Origin of the sequence: Vibrio sp. 10N.222.49.A3, assembly GCF_041475145.1 — a bacterium.
GTDB classification, from domain to species: domain Bacteria; phylum Pseudomonadota; class Gammaproteobacteria; order Enterobacterales; family Vibrionaceae; genus Vibrio; species Vibrio tasmaniensis_A.
On the sequence record NZ_JBFRVM010000032.1, the window covers coordinates 1 to 18,977 of the forward strand.

Annotated in this window: 17 protein-coding genes and 3 pseudogenes; 14 read left to right on the top strand and 6 right to left on the bottom strand. The window is 41.0% G+C overall.

Translation table 11 applies throughout. The features are described from left to right. The 3 genes and pseudogenes from AB4589_RS06115 to AB4589_RS06125 form a co-directional block, all read left to right on the top strand. Nucleotides 1-1,250, top strand: a pseudogene (locus tag AB4589_RS06115) (hypothetical protein); the annotation flags it as partial. A 133-nt stretch (nucleotides 1,251-1,383) separates the two neighbouring features. After that, nucleotides 1,384-1,653 carry a hypothetical protein gene (locus AB4589_RS06120; protein ID WP_372099767.1) on the top strand — a complete coding sequence of 90 codons (270 nt, stop codon included), beginning with the start codon at nucleotides 1,384-1,386 and terminating at the stop codon, nucleotides 1,651-1,653. Further along, on the top strand, nucleotides 1,650-2,387 hold the full coding sequence (locus AB4589_RS06125; RefSeq protein ID WP_372099769.1) for an IS6 family transposase: 738 nt from the start codon (nucleotides 1,650-1,652) through the stop codon (nucleotides 2,385-2,387). The genes AB4589_RS06120 and AB4589_RS06125 overlap by 4 nt, the downstream gene beginning before the upstream one ends. A gap of 301 nt (nucleotides 2,388-2,688) precedes the next feature. On the opposite strand, the gene AB4589_RS06130 is transcribed toward AB4589_RS06125, so the two are convergent. Both AB4589_RS06130 and AB4589_RS06135 read right to left on the bottom strand, forming a co-directional pair. Next, nucleotides 2,689-3,306 (bottom strand): HAD family phosphatase, encoded by a 618-nt coding sequence (locus tag AB4589_RS06130; protein WP_029827040.1) that lies wholly within the window; start codon nucleotides 3,304-3,306, stop codon nucleotides 2,689-2,691. Between the two features lie 4 nt (nucleotides 3,307-3,310). After that, entirely contained in the window at nucleotides 3,311-3,943 is a 633-nt protein-coding gene (locus AB4589_RS06135; protein ID WP_368084181.1) for an HAD-IA family hydrolase, read from the bottom strand. A gap of 161 nt (nucleotides 3,944-4,104) precedes the next feature. On the opposite strand from AB4589_RS06135, the gene AB4589_RS06140 reads away from it, so the two are divergent. From AB4589_RS06140 to AB4589_RS06170, 7 genes and pseudogenes are all read left to right on the top strand, one after another. Next, the gene (locus AB4589_RS06140; RefSeq protein WP_372099772.1) at nucleotides 4,105-4,959 is read left to right on the top strand and encodes a helix-turn-helix transcriptional regulator; all 855 of its coding nucleotides are present in this window, start codon (nucleotides 4,105-4,107) and stop codon (nucleotides 4,957-4,959) included. A 691-nt stretch (nucleotides 4,960-5,650) separates the two neighbouring features. After that, on the top strand, nucleotides 5,651-7,192 hold the full coding sequence (locus AB4589_RS06145; RefSeq protein ID WP_017100280.1) for a PAS domain-containing methyl-accepting chemotaxis protein: 1,542 nt from the start codon (nucleotides 5,651-5,653) through the stop codon (nucleotides 7,190-7,192). Between the two features lie 210 nt (nucleotides 7,193-7,402). After that, nucleotides 7,403-7,960, top strand: coding sequence for a recombinase family protein (locus AB4589_RS06150; protein ID WP_372099774.1), 558 nt, complete (start codon nucleotides 7,403-7,405; stop codon nucleotides 7,958-7,960). Nucleotides 7,961-8,147: 187 nt separating this feature from the next. Continuing rightward, a complete protein-coding gene (locus tag AB4589_RS06155) occupies nucleotides 8,148-8,453 on the top strand; it encodes a type II toxin-antitoxin system RelE/ParE family toxin (RefSeq protein ID WP_029225531.1) in 306 nt (101 codons plus the stop codon). 89 nt (nucleotides 8,454-8,542) lie between these two features. After that, on the top strand, nucleotides 8,543-8,836 hold the full coding sequence (locus AB4589_RS06160; RefSeq protein ID WP_017101335.1) for a HigA family addiction module antitoxin: 294 nt from the start codon (nucleotides 8,543-8,545) through the stop codon (nucleotides 8,834-8,836). Between the two features lie 193 nt (nucleotides 8,837-9,029). Further along, nucleotides 9,030-9,188 (top strand): annotated as a pseudogene (locus AB4589_RS06165) (helix-turn-helix domain-containing protein); the annotation flags it as partial. Nucleotides 9,189-9,371: 183 nt separating this feature from the next. After that, a pseudogene (locus tag AB4589_RS06170) lies at nucleotides 9,372-9,641 on the top strand (hypothetical protein). A gap of 191 nt (nucleotides 9,642-9,832) precedes the next feature. Here AB4589_RS06170 and AB4589_RS06175 read toward each other — a convergent pair. Beyond that, nucleotides 9,833-10,591, bottom strand: coding sequence for a TerC family protein (locus tag AB4589_RS06175; protein WP_372099776.1), 759 nt, complete (start codon nucleotides 10,589-10,591; stop codon nucleotides 9,833-9,835). A gap of 359 nt (nucleotides 10,592-10,950) precedes the next feature. Continuing rightward, nucleotides 10,951-11,703 (bottom strand): 3-oxoacyl-ACP reductase family protein, encoded by a 753-nt coding sequence (locus tag AB4589_RS06180; RefSeq protein ID WP_372099778.1) that lies wholly within the window; start codon nucleotides 11,701-11,703, stop codon nucleotides 10,951-10,953. Between the two features lie 118 nt (nucleotides 11,704-11,821). Here AB4589_RS06180 and AB4589_RS06185 point away from each other — a divergent pair, with 118 nt between their 5' ends. After that, on the top strand, nucleotides 11,822-12,745 hold the full coding sequence (locus AB4589_RS06185) for a LysR family transcriptional regulator (protein ID WP_017057680.1): 924 nt from the start codon (nucleotides 11,822-11,824) through the stop codon (nucleotides 12,743-12,745). 123 nt (nucleotides 12,746-12,868) lie between these two features. Here AB4589_RS06185 and AB4589_RS06190 read toward each other — a convergent pair whose 3' ends face one another. Continuing rightward, nucleotides 12,869-14,716: an MOSC N-terminal beta barrel domain-containing protein gene (locus AB4589_RS06190; RefSeq protein WP_372029491.1), complete on the bottom strand. Its 1,848-nt coding sequence runs from the start codon at nucleotides 14,714-14,716 to the stop codon at nucleotides 12,869-12,871. Between the two features lie 107 nt (nucleotides 14,717-14,823). Further along, entirely contained in the window at nucleotides 14,824-15,591 is a 768-nt protein-coding gene (locus tag AB4589_RS06195) for a carbohydrate deacetylase (protein ID WP_372029489.1), read from the bottom strand. 179 nt (nucleotides 15,592-15,770) lie between these two features. Here AB4589_RS06195 and AB4589_RS06200 point away from each other — a divergent pair, with 179 nt between their 5' ends. From AB4589_RS06200 to AB4589_RS06210, 3 genes are all read left to right on the top strand, one after another. After that, nucleotides 15,771-16,664, top strand: coding sequence for a LysR substrate-binding domain-containing protein (locus AB4589_RS06200; RefSeq protein WP_016795505.1), 894 nt, complete (start codon nucleotides 15,771-15,773; stop codon nucleotides 16,662-16,664). Nucleotides 16,665-17,153: 489 nt separating this feature from the next. After that, nucleotides 17,154-17,438, top strand: a complete 285-nt coding sequence (locus AB4589_RS06205) for an IS1-like element transposase (RefSeq protein WP_081326642.1) — start codon at nucleotides 17,154-17,156, stop codon at nucleotides 17,436-17,438. A gap of 170 nt (nucleotides 17,439-17,608) precedes the next feature. After that, on the top strand, nucleotides 17,609-18,778 hold the full coding sequence (locus AB4589_RS06210) for an MFS transporter (protein WP_102576946.1): 1,170 nt from the start codon (nucleotides 17,609-17,611) through the stop codon (nucleotides 18,776-18,778). Nucleotides 18,779-18,977: the final 199 nt, after the last annotated feature.

Genomic DNA, 18,977 nt, shown 5'->3' on the forward strand with positions numbered 1-18,977 from the left:
GGTTCATGGGGCGGATACTATATGCTCAGCACACCATGGAGCTCGTTAGACTAGAACTTGCCACAACAGTGCAACTAGATCAGGACTCAAAATTAGTTAAGGTTAACCCTATAATCAAAGACTATATGATGAGTAAAATGACTCGTGAAGAGATATTGCGAATATCAAACGAGTACCTAAATGTTACGCTCACCGAAACGAAAAAGGGTGTGAAGCTCAGCTCTATCAATCGAAAAATCTCTCAGTCCGGATACAATACTGAGGAAGATAATACCTGTACCTTGCTTCGTCATGCATTCGAGGAGTGTCGAGATAATATTAGTCATTCAGAAGCAACAGGTCAGTCAACTGAGTTAGCATTAAGAAGAATGAATAAGCTGTGTTATCTAAGCGGAGCGTATGTATATTTGCTTAAAAGTACATCTCGATTCACAGAAACAATTACAGCCATAGATAGTTTATTGGATGTAATTAAAGAGGTCGATAGTGAACAGTTGCACCGCTATTATGCTCTAATGTCCAGTTCGTATAGAATGAAAGCCAATTACGACGAAGCAAAAGAGTACTTAGATTTATGTGAAGAATTGTGTCCAGAGTCGGATAAATGGACGCTGGATATGATCTATAGAGAAAGATTGAGTTTACTTGAAAGTACCGATTTGGACTCGGCAATTAAACTAGCAAAATCACGGAAAAATGAATTCCACAAACAGTCTGTTGAGAGCATTGTGACAGAAGCGCTACTTGCAGAACGTAAACCATCCGATCTTCGTTTAAAGACCTTAGTTAAACTAGAGAAAAAAGCAAGAAAGCTTGGTTATTTTACAGCAGCAAATAACATTTTGTTTACTGTTAACAGAAAACGTACACATAGTGAAAAGATTAACAATCTTGATAGAGCAATACAATCAGATCAAAGCGAATATAACGTATGTCGAGCTAAGATATACAAATATCAAGCACATGTTGACATGGGGCTTTTTGAACGTATCAAAGATAAAGACATAGGTGAACTTCTAAATATCTACGACTACCTATTTAGGCAAAAGTTTGACTCGCTTTTCAATCAATGTCACCAGTTACTCTGGGAAATAGCTGAAGACAGGAAGATGCATGATGTGATCTTTTTGATATTTTTTAAAGGCACCATTGTGTGGCGTTTAAACTCTGACAATGATAATGAAATGAAATACGGCACAAAAATCAAAGAAATCCCTCAACCAAGGCTTCTAGAATTCCAACCATCTTAAATGGCTTTAGCAGGCGCTGGTTTAGGTGTATTTGTAGTAGGCGTGATTTTTCGGGCACTTACGAGCATGTAAGCGGCTCACCTATAGTCGTTCAGGATTGCATGAGCAAATCTAGGTATCGAGAGGGAAAAGTATGCAGTATGAAACAGATCCAAAAGGTTTGTCATGGTCTATCAAACCTTCACTTATCATTGATGATATTGCCGCTGGAATAGTGAATATTTCCTTATCACCAGAAGTTCCGTTATCCACTTTTTCACTTAAGCAATCTTTCGAAAATATGACGTTCAAGGGTGAAGCTAAAGAAAAATGGATCGAGGTGCTTCGCGATATGGTGTTGTTGCAAAAAATCAGGCCTGGGCTCAGAATCGTTTCTTTCCCATCTAATCCAGCGATTCAATGACCAACCCCGAATTCAAATGGAAACACTTTGCCCCTGAGATCATCCTTTGGTGCCTTCGCTGGTATGGTTCGACCCCGATGAGTTATGCAAACCTCAGTGACATGCTGGCAGAACGGGGGATCTCGGTTAATCGTTCGACCATTTATCGTTGGTTCATTGAATATGCCCCGACATTACGTAAGAGATTACGTCGCCATCAATTTATCCGGACAGACTCTTCGTGGCAGCTCGATGAAACCTACGTAAAAGTGAAGGGGAAGTGGCACTACCTTTACCGTGCCATCAATAAGCAAGGCGAGACGCTGGATTTCTATTTCTCCCACAAACGTAATAAAGAAGCCGCTTATCAGTTCCTTAGGCGTTGCCTGAGATATTACGACGTAGACAATCAGCCTAAAACATTAAACACTGACAAACACTCCTCATACGCCAATGCGATTGCTCGCTTGAAGAAGGAGGGACGACTGCGAGCGGATGTCGAGCAGCGGCAAGTGAAGCACCTCAATAACGGTATCGAGTCTGATCACGCCCCCATCAAGAAACTTGTTGTAGCCACCGGTGGGTTTAAAATACGAAAACGAGCTTGGTCAACTATCCAAGGATTCGAATCATTACGGATGTTGAACAAGGGGCAATTTGATTGTTGGTTGCGCAATGATGAACATAAAACCATTGTGCGGGAGAGATCCGCCTTTATGAATCGTCTCTTCAATATTGAGGGGGTTTACCAGTAATCATTAAGCCCATCACTGGGTAGATCTGCCTTATCTGATTATTTGCAACAACGCCCTAATGATTGCCATAGGTAAAAATTCAGCCTGTGAAGGTTTTGGACAATTCTGAGTCAGTTAGTTTACTAATTTAGCTTGTTTCGGATAACTTTTAGTACTCCAAAGCACAAACAGCTATCGCTTCTCACGATGGCTGATATGCACGAAATGGACAAAACCAAGCAATCTCTATCTATGGCATTGGATTCGCTTTATGCAGAATGTTTCGCTGAACATGCAAAATGGAACTAGACCCGAAAACGCCCTAGATATTCAGCCCTAGAGATATTAAGTCTTTTTCACATTGGCCTATATCTTCAAATTGAATTGCATGCATACCAACAGACTTTGCTCCTTCCACGTTGTAAAGCATGTCATCAATAAACACGGTCTCTGAAGCTATAAGTTCGTACTTATTGAGTAACAAGTGATAAATTTCTGGTTGAGGTTTCAGCATGCCCACTTCCGCCGATACTATCGCTCCATCAAATAGCGGCCAAAATGAGTAGGTTGACTTTAAGTAGGCTACTATTTCGTGAACGTTATCCGTTAGTGCATAGACACCATAACCTGCACTCTTAATGCGTTGAATGAGAGCAATGGAACCAACTATTAGACGTTGAGTCTGCTTTACATAATAAAACAGCTCTTCACACTCCTGCTCTGAGAACCCGAGAATCTGCTGATACTGAGTTTTGGCTTCTGTTTCTGATATGAGTCCTTTGTTCAAATCTATCCACGTCTGGGATTGGAAGGTTGCTTTGGCAAGTTGTTGATGATCTTCACTCTCCACAAAAGTGAGTCGAGTAATTTCTAAAGGATCCCAACGAACAATCACGTTGCCAACGTCGAAAACAATGTTCCTTACTTTTGGTTGAGCCATAGTTTTATACCTGAATGAATTGGTCGTTTAGACATGCTGATACATCAAAGTAATCCCTTGCTGATGTAACTCCATTTATAGTGGGTTGTGTGGGAGCAACAGCGGTAATATTAACAACATCACACCCAGCGCTTAGGGCGGATTGGATACCTGCTAGAGCATCTTCAAAAACAAGACAATGCTCAGGGAGCACTTTTAGTTTTTCGGCCGCTAGCTTGTAACCTTCTGGTTCAGGCTTTCCTTTTTGTACATCCTCTACGGTAACCAATATTTGAGGGACTGGAATTGAGGCAGCCATCAATCGTTGAACGGCCAATTCTCTTGGTGCAGACGTATATATTGCCCAGTCGTGATCGTTTAACTTGTTCAGGAAAGCAATCGCTCCGCGTATAGGTTTTACAGAATCGACATTGTCCAATTCTATTGCTTCCAGCTTAGCAACTTCTTGTTTTATATTAAGGTGGGGCATCAGCTCTTTGATGACGTCGTCCGCTGGGCGACCATGAGATATGGCTAAAATGCGATCGACATTGATGTTATGTTCTAGCGCCCATAGACTCCATGCTTTTACGACAGCGTCCTTTGAATCGACAAGTGTTCCATCCATATCAAAGATGAATTTTGCATAGTTCTTCATTCTTTCAACCTCTTTAAGTTGTTGTTAGTTTTGTTTTTGAGGTTAGCTAAGCTCTTGGGACTATTATTCGGTATATTTCGCGCTTTTAGTCGCACTATTTGGACATTAAGTGATACTATTTCGACAATATTTAAAGGCAGTATTTATTGGATCTAGGCAGAATGAGACCTATACCGACGAAAAGCTTGATACGTCCAGGCTACTCTTGGAGACATCATTTAGATGACTCTCCCTTAGAGTTATTGAAAGCTCATTTTCACAGTGAGTTTGAATTTCTGTTGCTGGATCACTACCAAGGCGTAATCAGGATTGGAAGTGTTGATATAGATGTCACTTCGTGTTCTTTGTTCTTGATTCCTCCAGAATTACCCCATGATTTAAGAGGCTTAGTAGCAAATAGTAAAAAGCTTCCCCCCGAGAGGCACAGTCTATGGGTTGATAAAGAATGGGTGTCGAATATGTTGATGCACTGTAAGGAAATGAGAAAGCTATCCAGCATACTTGGTGATGGCTTATCCATTCAATTTTCCCGACCAACGGCTGTCGAAGTGAAAACAGTCATCAACCAGATTGATTATAAAACCTCAAGCCTAGAGCAGCTATCGGTGCTTTTTCGTGTTTTTTCAGTGGTAACTCAAGACAAGAATCCCGTGACTTTAGGCTCTTCTGAACATGTTAAATTTGAGTCTGAAAAAGATAGAATTGAAGCACTATCTGAATATTTGAATCAGCACTATGCCCAAGATATTTCGTTGTATGATTTGTCTCAGCATATTTTTTGTTGTGAGCGAACGGTAAATCGTATTTTTATTCGTCATTTTGGCGAAACATTTAGTCAAAGGCTGAAAAAAATACGATTGAGCCATGCTGCTAGGTTGTTAGAAACGTCTAGCCTGAAAGTCAGTCATATATGCCAAATGGTTGGATACAATAATCCTTCAAATTTTAATCGGTTATTCAAGAGCTACAAAGGAATAACACCTAGGGAGTACCGAGATAAATTTTCTAGTAAATAGCAGATAGAACTATGTATTCAGATAGTTGTTCACCAGTTAACACAAGTGAGTAGCTCACTCGTTTGTTCATTAACGCCTTATCACGCCCAAAGAAATTGCATAACAATGCAAGCGGAAGTTGTCGGATAGAAGTGTCGATTTTGCACATAAATGAGAGATGCTGAGAACCGTTGTTCCGCACTCAGTCATAACTACAAGTATCGGAAATTCAGCAGCGTGATCCATTGGTTAGTCATTGCACTAAAGCGGAATGGGGCAAAAACGTCACAATCTGAATTTTAACACATGGCATTTTCTAGCTCGAAAATGCCACAAAGCAAGCTAGAGTAAATACTATTTCATTGAATCTAGTAGCTTCGGAGGCTTTCCCTTCGCGAGAATGAGGAATCTAATCCATGCTTCAATTTCAGATTTTGTTCTTAGTTTATTCTCTCTTTGCCAAACTTCCTTAGTGCTCGGTACGACTATCTTTTAGTCGCTACCATCTGTCCGCTTGCCGACAGTTTTGAGGTGATTCATTAAGCTTTTTATAAATAAGTCTACTATTTGATCTACATCATATTTCAAACACTTATGTATAGCGTAGCATAAATGCTTATAAGTTATGAATGTAGCAAGCATCGAATGGTAAATACATATATTTCGATGACGCAGATGTTCTAGATATAAGAAATAGAGAGACCCGTTAATAGTGAACGACAAACAGCTCAACAATGACTATCCAGAATCAGCAAATTTAATATCAACCACCGATCCTAAAAGCTACATAACTTATGCTAACCAGGAGTTTTGCGATATAGCTGGATATGGTGAAGAAGAACTGATTGCCAACCCTCACAATTTGGTACGCCACAAAGATATGCCAAAAGCGGCATTTAGACAGATGTGGGACTATCTTCAATCTGGCAAAAGCTGGATGGGACTAGTAAAAAATCAATGTAAGGGAGAAAAGCACTATTGGGTATCTGCTTTCGTCACCCCTATCAAAGGTGTAGATGGCTCTACAATTGAGTATCAATCTGTTCGAACTAAGCCTACCGAAGCGCAGACCGATCGAGCAACCAAGCTCTATCAAAAAATAAATACTGGCGCTTATAAAGTTAAGCCAAGAGTCGCGTTTCACAATATTGCAGCTGCCTTTAGTACCATTCTCGCTCTTATTTCTATAGCATCAGCGACGATACAACCGACCATTCCTGCCTTATCGATAGCGCTTATCAGTACGATTTTAATGTCACTGGTGTTTATACAGAGACACCGCTTCAACATCGCTAAAGAGTTGGCAAAGTCGATCTATGACAACCCCCTGATGGAAATGCTATACGCAGATCACTTTGATGATTACTCGCGCCTTGAATTAGCACTAATGATGAAAAGTGCTGAACTTCGCGCGGTCTGTGCCAGAGCAACAGAAACTTCAGGTGATATCTTACTTTCTGCTGAAGACGAGCTCGGCACCATTCAATCCGTAGGACAAAGCCTCGACCGCCAATGCCATGAAACTGAACAAGTAGCTACTGCTATTGAAGAACTTAGCCATTCGATTGATGATGTGGCCAAATCAGCGGGCAATGCCTCCAAACTAGCTGAGGAAGCAGATAATGAATCAAAAGAAGGACTTCGAAGTATTAAGAGCACAATTAATGAGATCAACTCATTAACCCATGAACTGGCACAGACTCGTTCTATCATCACCCAACTTGCACAAGACAGCCAACAAATTGAAACGATTCTTAAGCTAATTACAACTATTTCAGAGCAAACCAATCTTCTTGCTCTAAATGCTGCAATTGAGGCAGCCCGTGCTGGTGAAGCTGGTCGTGGTTTCGCAGTTGTTGCCGATGAGGTACGGAACCTAGCTTCGAAAACAGGCGAGTCTGCGAATGAAATTCACTCTATGATTGCACAGCTTCAGCAAACAGCAAACCGTGCCGTTAATTCAATGGAGAAAGGTGGTGAGTTGTCAGTTCGATGCAAAGAGCAAGCAAATGAGAGTGGTAATGTCTTACAAGCTATTTCTGATAAGCTAAACATGGTTTCAGACAGTAGCATGCAAATCGCCACAGCGGTTGACCAACAAGCGATAGTAACTCAGGAAGTAAATCGTAACGTTTCAAACATCAAAGCACTAGCAAACGAAACTTCAGCGACCTCTCAAACATCAATCGAACGCACGGGCGTATTGGTTGATCGAATAAAAGCATTACAACGTTTGATGAAGCAATTTCAGTAAGTCTTAACTAAGCAAGAGCTGCAACTACCGCATGTCAGAGCGTTGTAGAGCTTTTCGTTGGCTGCTTTTAGCCATTGTTCATCGCTGGGCTAGTAACTTTATGGACATTGCTCACAATCATTTAATAACTGTTCAGTTAATCTTTATAATTTAAAGTGAACATGTACACTTGTGTATCAATATCTTTAAGTTCACTTTAAGGTTCATTCCATGAAAATTGGTTATGCTCGTGTTAGCACCCAAGACCAAACGCTCGATGTTCAACTTGAACAACTTAAACGTCTTGGTTGTGAAAAAATTTACCAAGAGCAAGCGAGCGGTAAATCCTCTGATAGAGAACAGCTTAACCTGTTGCTGGATTTTGCAAGGGAGGGAGATGTTATTCATGTTACCAAAGTCGACCGCATTGCTCGAAATACCATCGATGCTTTGCAAATTGCCGATCAACTAGCGCAAAAGAAAGCGGGTTTGGTGTTTCATGACTTGGGGGATTTAGATATCAATAGCGATGTAGGTCGAGTTATTTACACGACCATATCGGCGTTTGCTGAAATGGAAAGAAAACGAATCTTACAGCGCTGTAATGAGGGAAGGGAGCGTGCACGCTCTGAAGGTAGGCACCTCGGGCGATTTCCTGATAAGAGTCTTCATCAACGCATTCAAGACCTTACAGAGCAAGGTATGAATAAACATGCGATCAGTAAAAAGTTAGAATGCAGTCGAACTACTGTTTATAAAGTTCTAGAAGGTGTAAAGATAAATAATTGACACCTGTTACGTTACGGGTTACATTGTAAAGGTTGCAAATACCGACCTCTATGTGAACTGCGTAGGCAAAATATATTCAATAGCTAGGTACGAGTTCTTTGATAACAAAAAAAATTAAAAAGGAATATCAAATGGATATCATTAGCTTAATGAAAATATTTAACAACTGCCTATGGAGGATCTCATTTTGGCTATCAAAAATTTTTCGCATAAAGGGCTTAAGCAATTTTACTATGACGGAAACGAAAGTGGCTTAAACCCAAATCACATCGATAGCATTGCGTTTATACTGGATGCTGTCGATGCTTCACACCACCCTAAAGATCTGAAAGCAATTTATAGAGATAAATTTTCTGAAAAGAAAGGTTCTGGTAAAGGGGTTTACAGTATAAAAGTTAATGGAAATTGGCGAATAACTTTTCAAATACAAGATGAAGGCGCTGAATTTCTTGATTATATCGATTATCACGGGAAAAAAATAAAAGCCCGATAGCTGCCTAATAAAAGATTAGGTTACGGGTCACGATATATGTGACCTTAGTCTATCTCGTTACATACAAGGTAGGCTTTAGGAGAGTAGAAATGAGAATGACGAGAAAACCATCACATCCAGGTAAGTTTTTTAAACACACTATTTTGGATGAAAGAGGAATATCAATTACCGAAGCAGCAGTGAACTTAGGTGTAACAAGAAAAGCACTAAGTGAATTTGTTAACGGTAAAGCCAAATGCTCACATGCAATGGCTAGACGCCTAGCAGAAACGACCGGAACTGGCGTTGGCATTTGGATTATGATGCAAGCTAAATTAGATACTTGGGAAGCTGAAAGCATGGAAATAGAAACACCAATTATCCCATTTAAAACACAAGCTTAATTGTTAATGAGAAAAATATAAAGAACACCAAATAGTAAAAGTAGAATCCCAATAAAAACGGCTCTCAATAAGGAGTCGTTTTTGTGTTTAATGCACAATATGTTATAGCCAACTTTTGAGTGGTTTTTGCACACTTCCTTTCTCTAATAGCTACGAGATCGCAAAAATCACTCACTTTCTTCTTCTAAATCCCTCTGAAGGACGGCATCTTGGCCGATTTCCTAATAAGACGCTTCATACGCGTACTCAAGAGCTTGCAGACCGAGGAATGAACAAGCATGCGATCAGTAAAGAGTTAGAGTGCAGTAGGACTACGGTCTATAAGGTTTTAGGAAAAAATATCTCTCTTTAGAATCGCGAATAAAGCTGTTCTTTAAATGAGTAAAGAGCTGACTGACGTTGCTTCGTTCTGTCGGCTTCATACTGACTCTACATGCAAGCATATAGCAGCCAGCACGAACCTACCCTTGATAAAATAAATAAATTTTCAGAATTTTAATTTAATTATTGTTGCAATGATTAAGAGGCAGAGAGAATGAAAAAAGCAATAATGAGCCAAGTTCAGAAAGAGGTCTTAAGATGTTTGGCCAAGGCGTTCATCAAAGGAGTAAAATAAGGTAAGTCAACCGTCATCAACCTGGCCGTCAATCAAGTGCTTGGGAGAGATATTCACCCGAACAACTTCCGAGTTTCATGTAAAGCTCTTGAAGAGTGTGGACTGGTCATGCGCAAAAAAGTGGAGCTAGATTGGTACATCAATATAACGCCAGAGGGGTTTGATAAGGCACTCACCTGGCTTGATTAAACGATGCTTCTGAAACTCATTTTTGGACATTTCTGAGTTATCGGCCTTCCTAAATTAGCAATTAATGAATAACCCTTATTTATAGAAAGCAGCTTTGTCTAGTGCTGACTGTGTCGAATAGGTTTGCACATTCCGAATTAGCAGAGCTGACAGTCTCCTTATAATGGAGACGTGTCTCATTAGAATGTAACTCAGCTCGCTTTGGACTGATATGCTTTAATTCGCTGGATGGTTAAGGTTCGCTTATGTTTGTTTTTTATTTGTATATGACATAACTCAAGCGTTAGTCCGAAAACCATAGCAAAGTACACATAGCCTTTATTGATATGAATGGCTAGCCCTTCCGCCATCAACAACCCTCCTAATAAAACCAAAAACAGTAAAGCCAGCGTTTTAAATCCTGGGTAACGAATAACCAAGTTGTTAATTTTTTCCGCTGTTAAAATCATAAAAATCGCGGATGTCAAAATAGAAGCTATCATAACTGGCACTTCAGATGTTAAACCAACGGCGGTTATGACTGAATCCATAGAAAAAACGGCATCTACCGCTACAATCTGGAGAAGCACGACGGCGAGTCCAGTCCTAGCTCGAGTCGAATATGACGATGGTGTATGTCTTAACCATGACCAAAGTTCTTTCGCACTTTTAGCCAACAAAAAAACACCGCCCAATATCATAATAATATCTCGCCCGGTGAACGTTGTATGAGCGAAGCTCAGCAAAGGATTAGTCAGAGACATCACCCACGAAATAGAAAATACAAGACCTATTCGCGTTAACACCGCCAGAGCAATACCTAAATTACGTGCAACTTTGCGTTGCTGTTCGGGAAGCCGCTCACATAGAACAGAAATGAAGACGACATTATCGACCCCCAAAACAATTTCAAGAATCAATAAAGTGGCAAATACTACCCAGATTTCGGGTTGTAGAAAGAGCTCTAGCATGTGCTTATCTCCTTAATACAAGAAGACAATAGGATAAAACGGCACCTAACGGGGTCGTCCATAGAAGTAATTTACCTCTTTGTTTAGAAATGTTGGATTAAGAGTCAGAATTCAATTTAATAACGCTAGTTTTTAATGTGTTATCTATTTTATTGTTGAACTCAATATTTAACATCGGATGTTTATGTGGTAGTGACTGGATGTCGTTGGCAAGTATGCAAAACTGATCAAAGCCAAGGGGTTCTAAATGATTGACCTGTGAAATAGGCCAACCATTGTACTTCTCTTTACTAACCATGTATCGATGATTGCTTGAAGTTAGATTGATAAATCACGAGTTACTTGACTGCATATTTTGATTAAGCGGAAAAGCCACCGTCGATCATCAAATCAGCACCAGTGATGTAACCCGCTTCTGAGCTAGCGACGAATGCTACTAAGCTAGCAATCTCCTCAACTTGACCATAACGACCAAGTGCACCGATAGCTTTTACAGGCTCTGAAGTATCGCCATTGTCAGGGTTTAAGTCGGTATCTACCGGACCAGGTAAAATGTTGTTGACTGTAATGCCTCTAGGGCCTAGATCTCGAGAGAGACCTTTGGCCAATCCGGTTAGTGCAGATTTGCTCATTCCATATATAGAACCGCCAGCAAAAGGAATGCGCTGAGCGTTCGTACTACTGATATTGATTATTCTGCCGTTATTATTCATATGCTTCGCGGCTTCATGAATAGCCACAAATACACTTCGTACGTTGGTATTGATGGTCTTGTCCCAATCATCCATCGTCAAATTTTCAATACTGTCCCAGATCAGCGCACCTGCGTTGTTTACGACAATATCAATTTGACCAAGTTGTTCTATGGTTTCGCTGATTGCATTTCTGATATCTTCAGGTTTAGTGCTATCCGCCTTTATTGCGATGACTTTGCTACCTTGTGAAGTTAAGCTCTCCGCAAGCGCTTTAGCTTTTCCGTGGGATGACACAAATGTAAAAGCAACAGACGCTCCCTCCAATGCCAATCTCTCAACAATGGCGGCACCAATACCGCGACTGCCACCTTGGATAAAAGCGACCTTACCTTTGAATCTATTGAAGTTATTCATCATGTTTACCTTTATTGAAAGTCGATGTAATCATCTCGTTGATGTACGCAGAATAATCGATTCACATCTGTTTATTAAGTCAATATAATGAAGAACATAAAGTCCCTGGGGGAATTAATTAATGTTAAAAAGCCAGTTTGTGGAAGTTCGTCATTTTGTCACCGTAGCGCAGTTGGGGAGTTTTACCCTTGCGGCTCAAGCGCTTGGAATGACCGGTTCAGCTTTAAGTAAAAGCGTTGCTCGACTAGAAAAACAGCTAGGCACCAAACTCCTTCATCGAACAACTCGACGCATCGCGTTAACCAATGATGGGGATTCCTATTTAGCCGACTGCCTTAAAGCGATGACCATTTTAGAGGAAGCAGAGAAGCGCTTAAGCAATCAACAGTTATTGCCATCAGGGCGTGTGCGTATAGATTTACCCGCAGTTCTCGGTAGAAGAGCAATTCTACCCAAGTTGCTAGAATTAACGTCCAAGTTCGAGCAATTAGATCTATCTATTACCTTTAATGACCGTCCTACGGATTTAGTCAGTGACGGGATTGATCTTGCGATCCGCGTTGGGCACTTAGAAAATTCGGGCGATATTGTTGCACGTAAAATAGGGGAGCAAAAAAGGGTGATATGTGCCTCTCCCTCTTATTTAGCAACGCGAGCACCTATTACCAAAAAAGAAGATATTGCTCAACATGATTGCATCGTCGGTTGGCCTATAGGACAAAGGCATAGTTGGCTGCTGAAAAATGCTAAAGGGGCAACCGAATCTGTTGATATTTCAGCACGTCATGAGATAGCTGACTGTGAAGGTATTTTACAATCGACTTTATCTGGTGCAGGTTTAGCTCAACTACCAGTATGGTTAGTGAAGCAATACCTTGATGATGGGCAATTATGCCCTGTATTAGAGAAATTCAATGGCGAAGGAGCACCCATCAGTATTGTTTGGCTAAAAACACCATACATTCTGCCTAAAATAAGAGTCATCATAGATGAAATCATTGCATTATCGAGCCGTCATCCGGATATTTTTGAGGCTTCTTTGTAATGTTGACTAATCGAAGCACGACATTGCAGGTCATTTGGGTGTTATTGTGTTTTAGATAATCCAACGATATTGAGGTCACTATCAAAGTTTGATAGTGGCCTCAATCATCATAAAACCTACATACTAGCTAACAATATTTACATTTGTCTTAGGTATCGCGCAGCAAGCTAGGGCCATTCCTTTCGCCTTATCACTGTCTTCAATTCCTGGGGCATCGGGCTGGTAAACCTCTCCTGATTTCACAGTGACTTTGCAGGCGCCGCAGAAACCAGCTCTGCAGTTATTCGAAATAGAAAGCCCTGCTGCTTCAGCTTGCTCCAGAACGGTGCGCTGGTTGCTTCCTTCAAACACGACACCATCAAGGTTGATTTGAACCCTTTTCTCGCTCCCGTCCGCCACTCTTGCAACGCCAAATGTCTCTTGATGGTACTGTTCTTCGGGCAGCCCACTCTCTATCATCAAGCGCTTTACACTCTCCATGAAACCACTAGGACCACATACAAAAACTTGACGTTTGTGAAACTCTGAAATTTGATTTAAATGAGTACGACTAAAATGCCCCTTTTCGCCCAGCCAATCAGGTGATGGCTCGCTAAGGGCTAGAGTCACAGTGACATTGGCGTGTTGTTTTTCTAGCATAAGGAGCTCTTCCATGAATGGAATATCCGCTTTCGTCAAACATTGATGATAAAACGCAATATCACGCGTGTCTCGTTGGTCAGTCAAATACCGAAGCATAGCGATCATGGGCGTCACACCGCTACCGGCAGAAAGCAGCAACAGCGGCTCATTCGATTCTTTAGTAATATGAAAAGTGCCTTTGGGTTGATCCGCAATAATGGTATGGCCAACTTGTAAGTGGTTGAACAACCAGTTGGAAACTTCACCACCATGGACTCGTTTCACTGAAATCGACAAACGTTCTGGCCGAGAGGGGCTAGATGACAGCGTATACATTCGTTTGGTCAGTTTGCCATTGACCGTGAGCTCAATAGGGAGGTGTTGTCCCGCTTTATACTCAGGCACCATGCCGTTTTTAGGCTCAAACCAAAATGTCTCGAAGTTTCTTGCTGTAGGTTCTCTTTCAACACAAATCAACTCTTGTTTTTTGGCGTCGAGATCTTCATAAAACTCCTTAGATTTATACTCAAGCACTTCGATAGCATCATTGATGGAGATAACACCTTCGTTTTTCGCTACAAGGTTTTGCCCGAAAAATATTTTGCCTTGCTCGTTGGCTCTAAAGCGTGAAAAGCTCGTCAATGGCTCTTTACTGGCCCTAAATTCTCCATTTTCCAGATCAAGTGTCGTTAAAATGCACCGCTCACACGGCTCTACAATTTCAAATTCAACGTCACCTATCTTGATACGCTTCCATGAGTCTTCGATAAAAGGTTCGTTTGATTGCACCACGAGGTTAGTACGAAACTGTTCCATGGTGTGGACTTCGCTGCTGCGTCTATTCAGCTCCGCTAATGAGCCAGAGCTAATCAGCAAGATAGGAAAACCGTCGGCAAAGCTCACATTATGACCAAGGTTTTCTCTCATGCGGTTAGATTGCTCGCCTGTAAACAGTAACTCAACTCGCTTCCCTATCACTTGGCTAAACCAGTCATTTGCTTCATCGGTTGTTGTATAGGCTGAAAAGCGGTCCCTCCAAACACTGGTATCTGTAGCCTGCATTTTAAAATTAGAATAGTGTAGTTTTAGTGGTCCCATCCCGGGGTAAGAAAAAATGATACCGGTTGGCAGTAGACTAGAACTCACTTGAACCATATTTGGATACTGACGCGCCGTCACCATGGTTGGGTATTTAGCCGAAGCGGAGACATCATCACCAGTTAACGCCAGCATAAAGCGACGATCAAAAACAAGGCCTTGCTTTTCGAGCCATGAAGAAGAGAGAGAAAGCCCGCCAATGGATTTGACTGGATAGATATTAACTTGGGAAAGTACGGTAGGATTTACCACAATGTCACCCTTTATTATTGTGCTGATTTATTGAACCGCAAGGAACGGTTTTAACGACCTAACAAGGCCGATGGTTTATCTTGTGAGAAGGTAGGTTGTTTCGCGGTTTAAGCATGAAGCGCATCAAAGCCAACGCATTCAATGCCACTTTTTCTTAGCCAGAGAGAGAACTCATCGCTGGTTAAAATCTTCCACTCTTCAACACGAGCATGGGTATAACTAGAGATGTCCTCTAGCTCTTCAGTTAGCGTCCTTGCTGGGTGGCACATTAATTCAATCGTACTGTTAGGCATGCTGTATTGATAAGCCAGCAATACTGCTTTGAGGTATTCAATATTGACACCTTCTGCATGAAAGCCCATATCAAACGCATCTGGGGTAGGAACCGACAATAAGTTTTGACCCCGTATAAAGCTATCAATACGCCTGACGGGGAGGCCTATTTCATTGGCTGCTTGTGTAAAACCTATTTTAAGAGGGCGATAGGCACCAGCAAAATGGTGGCTATCGATATGATTAATATTAAATCCCGCGTTTAAAGCCGCTTGATATTGCGCCATACACTCTCTAAAGACTTCATCAGAAGACACATCAGATTTATTAAACAGGGTCTTTCTATCAAAAAAATGACCATTCTCGTCAACTAGTGTTGGAATTAATTTAGGGGACGATATTGATTTACCTGATGTCACTGTAAAATGCAGTCCAACTTCATGAATAAGACCACGCTGATAGAGTTGTGACGCGTGAGAGACACCAGGTTGGTTCATCATTATGGTGGTCGATTTTACGGTTCCGGCACGAAAACAATCCGCAATCCCCAAGTTCACCGACTCCGTCAGCCCGAAATCATCAGCATTTAAAATAAGTTTCATCGTATCTCATCCACGTTATATCTTATCGATTCTCGTAATAGCGTTATCAGCTCCGATTCCCTTCTTGATTGAGTCACCATTAACGTCCTTGTAATGTGACATTACACAAATTAATCTATAATGACTGACAACTTCGGACAAACGAATAATTCCCCCACACGAATTAACCAGAGTAATGCATGAGCTCAATCACCAATCAACAACAGCAGCTTTCTCTGCTTCATACTTTTAGCGTTGCAGCGCGCCACTTGAGTTTTACCAAAGCAGCAGAAGAGCTCTTTCTGACCCAAGGTGGGGTTAGCCAGCGAATTAAAAAACTGGAAATGCAGCTTCAATTCAATCTATTCATTAGAAAAACCCGAAAGTTAGAGCTCACACCGGAGGGACAAAGAGTTCTGAGTGTTCTGAATTCATCATTTGAGTCCATTTTTTCTACCCTTTCTGACATTCAAACCGGAGAGCTGACTGGTAGCTTACATATAGCCACATCACCTTATTTTGCCTCTGCTTGGCTGATCCCGAGACTCCCTTCACTTCGTCAGCAATACCCCAATCTAAGCATCAAGCTGCAAACCAAACAGAATCAATCTGATTTTCAATTTGAACCTTACGATGTGGCGATTTTTTATAGCCAGGGGCGGTATCCCAATCACTTCAGTGAGCGACTATTTTCTGGAAAGAGGACACCTGTGTGCAGTGTTAATTACGCCACCGAGCATGGTCTTCACAATGGGTTGAGCGCTCTATCTGACGTTAATTTTATCCATAGAGGGGATACAAGTGCGTGGCAGTATTGGTTAGATGAAATGCATATCGACATTGATTGTAAAAAACGGTGTGACTTCTATAGTGACAATCGCCTAGCGATGGAAGCGGCGGAATTATCGCTCGGTGTGTTTCTTGCTCGGTATGAATTTGCGCTGCCTTTAATCCAAGCGGGGAGGCTAGTCGCGCCATTTCCGCATATTGAATCAGGAAAGGGCTACGATTTGGTTTGCCCTAAAGGAATGGAAACAAGAGTAAAATTCCAAGCGTTTTCTCGCTGGGTACATTCTGAACTAGACAATGGATAAAGAGTTCTCGTTATATTGCTACATAACCGAGTACGAATTATAAGCAGTTCAAATATAAAAATACCCTAGAGTGGCTCTAGGGTACGAATCAACAACACTCAAACTGAGTTTTATTGATTATTTTTTGTTAAAAAAATCAATAACTAGATCTTCAACCTGGACTGGGCACTCCTCCATCAACCAGTGGCCACATGACTCCAACACATGACTTTGAACGTCGTTGGCATACTCTTTCATTTGATTGATTTGAGTTGTCCCTAAACTACTTTGAGCGTTACCTGATATTGCCAGGATCAGCATTTCCCACAAATTATTTCAAGTACCATTTGCACAATAAAACTTCAAAAAGACATATTAAGTCCCTGTGGGAATATGTATTGGTAATTTTAAGGACTTAATCTTGCGTGTGTTATCCCCTATTATGCAATCCAAGTTGATAATTAAATTCAAACGACTACCAATATCTTTTGGTGAAATTTACGGTTCGATGTGACAACGAATAGACCTAACTGCCGCTTCTGTCATAAGAGTGACAGTGTCATAAAGCATGGTTATGGCCCCAACGGCCATCAACGATTTCGCTGTCTTGCTTGCCGCCGTACCTTTCAAGTGAATTACTGTTACGAGGCCTGCAAACCAGGAATTAGAAATAGGATTATTGAAATGACCACACAAAACCATGGAAAGCGAGAAACCAGTCGTCATTTACACGTTGCCTACAACACAGTTCTAAGCACATGTCATCGGGTAAGAAAAAAAGTCTCCACCCTTTGATAATACGAATTCTGATACGTTGCCGAATTCAATCACATTGAAAACGGCATTTTTATTGGATAAAAAACAACATTTTTGTGCCACTTTTCCAACACTTGGACTTAGGGCTCTAACAACAACCAATATCGACGGTACGTAATTACCGCATATTAATAATTTGAGTTGAAACAATGAAAAAACAAAGCTTGTTTATCTTTGCTCTATCTTTAGCCGTTTTTGGCGTTATCACGACAGAGCTTGGTATTATTGGTCTCCTTCCACAAGTCATGAAAGACTTCAATATTGATGTACAAGAAGCAGGTCTATTAGTCAGTGTCTACGCTATTGTCGTCGCGGTGAGTGGTCCCTTTATTACGTTAATGATGTCTGGGTGGAATAGAAAATACGTTTTAATTGGCATTCTTTCTTTGTTCGTTCTATCGAATCTGGTGTATGCAATGACGCAAGATTACACAACCATGATGATATTTCGCGTTTTGCCAGCCTTGATGCATGCTGTTTTCTTTTCAGTTGCATTGGTAGCAGCTACTTCTATGGTATCAGTAGAAGAGCAAAGCAACGCCGCAGCAAAAGTATTCGGTGGTGTTGCTGTTGGTTTGGTCTTCGGTATTCCGATTAGCGCTTTTCTAGCTGAACAATACTCTCTCGCTTATGCCTTTTACTTTGGCTTAACTGCTTGTGCCATTGCGTTAGTGAGTGTGATGTTCTTGATGGAAAGCGCGCCTGTAAAGGAAAAAATGTCATTCGGCTCTCAAGTAACTATTTTACGTAGCAAGTCCATGTGGCTGTCTTTATCGACCGTAATATTCGTATTTGCAGCGATGTTTTCTTCGTACAGCTTTATTACTCAGTACTTAAGTAATGTAACGAATATGAACGGCACGTGGATTAGTGCAATGCTGATGGTGTTCGGTGTGTTTGGTATCTTTGGTAACTTCATCTTTGGTAAATTACTTGGCAAAAACATGAAAAAGACCGTGATGCTTTACCCTATTACACTTGGCCTTATCTATCTTGTTGTATACTTCATGGGTTTTTCGTTCTCCTTCATGGTAGCAATGGTCGCGTTTTGGGGTGCAGTACACTCTGCTGGTTTGGTTGTGAGCCAAACATGGGTTATGGATAATGCAGGTGATGCGAAAGTATTTGCAAATAGTCTGTACATCTCTTTTTCAAATTTTGGGATCACTATTGGCTCGATAGTCGCTGGGTGGTTTATCGCTCAGTTCGGTGTAGAAAATCTATTCCTATCGAGCTTAGCATTTACGGTATTAGCGTTGATTAGTATCTTACTAAATCAGAAAAAAAGTCCCGCTCTTAAACTTTCAGAAGTGAATTAATTAGCGAAAGTGCTGACTTTCATGAGAGAAGCATAATCACAAAAGTCAGCACTATTTCTATTACTTGCTCACTCCTGATTGGATTAAACATGTTAGTCCAATCTGCCATTCATTTTGCACTAGATTACTTAATTCAAACAGCATATCGCTACTTTGGACTGTCTATTAGTTCTAACAAAGTTTGGGGCGTGCGACGTGA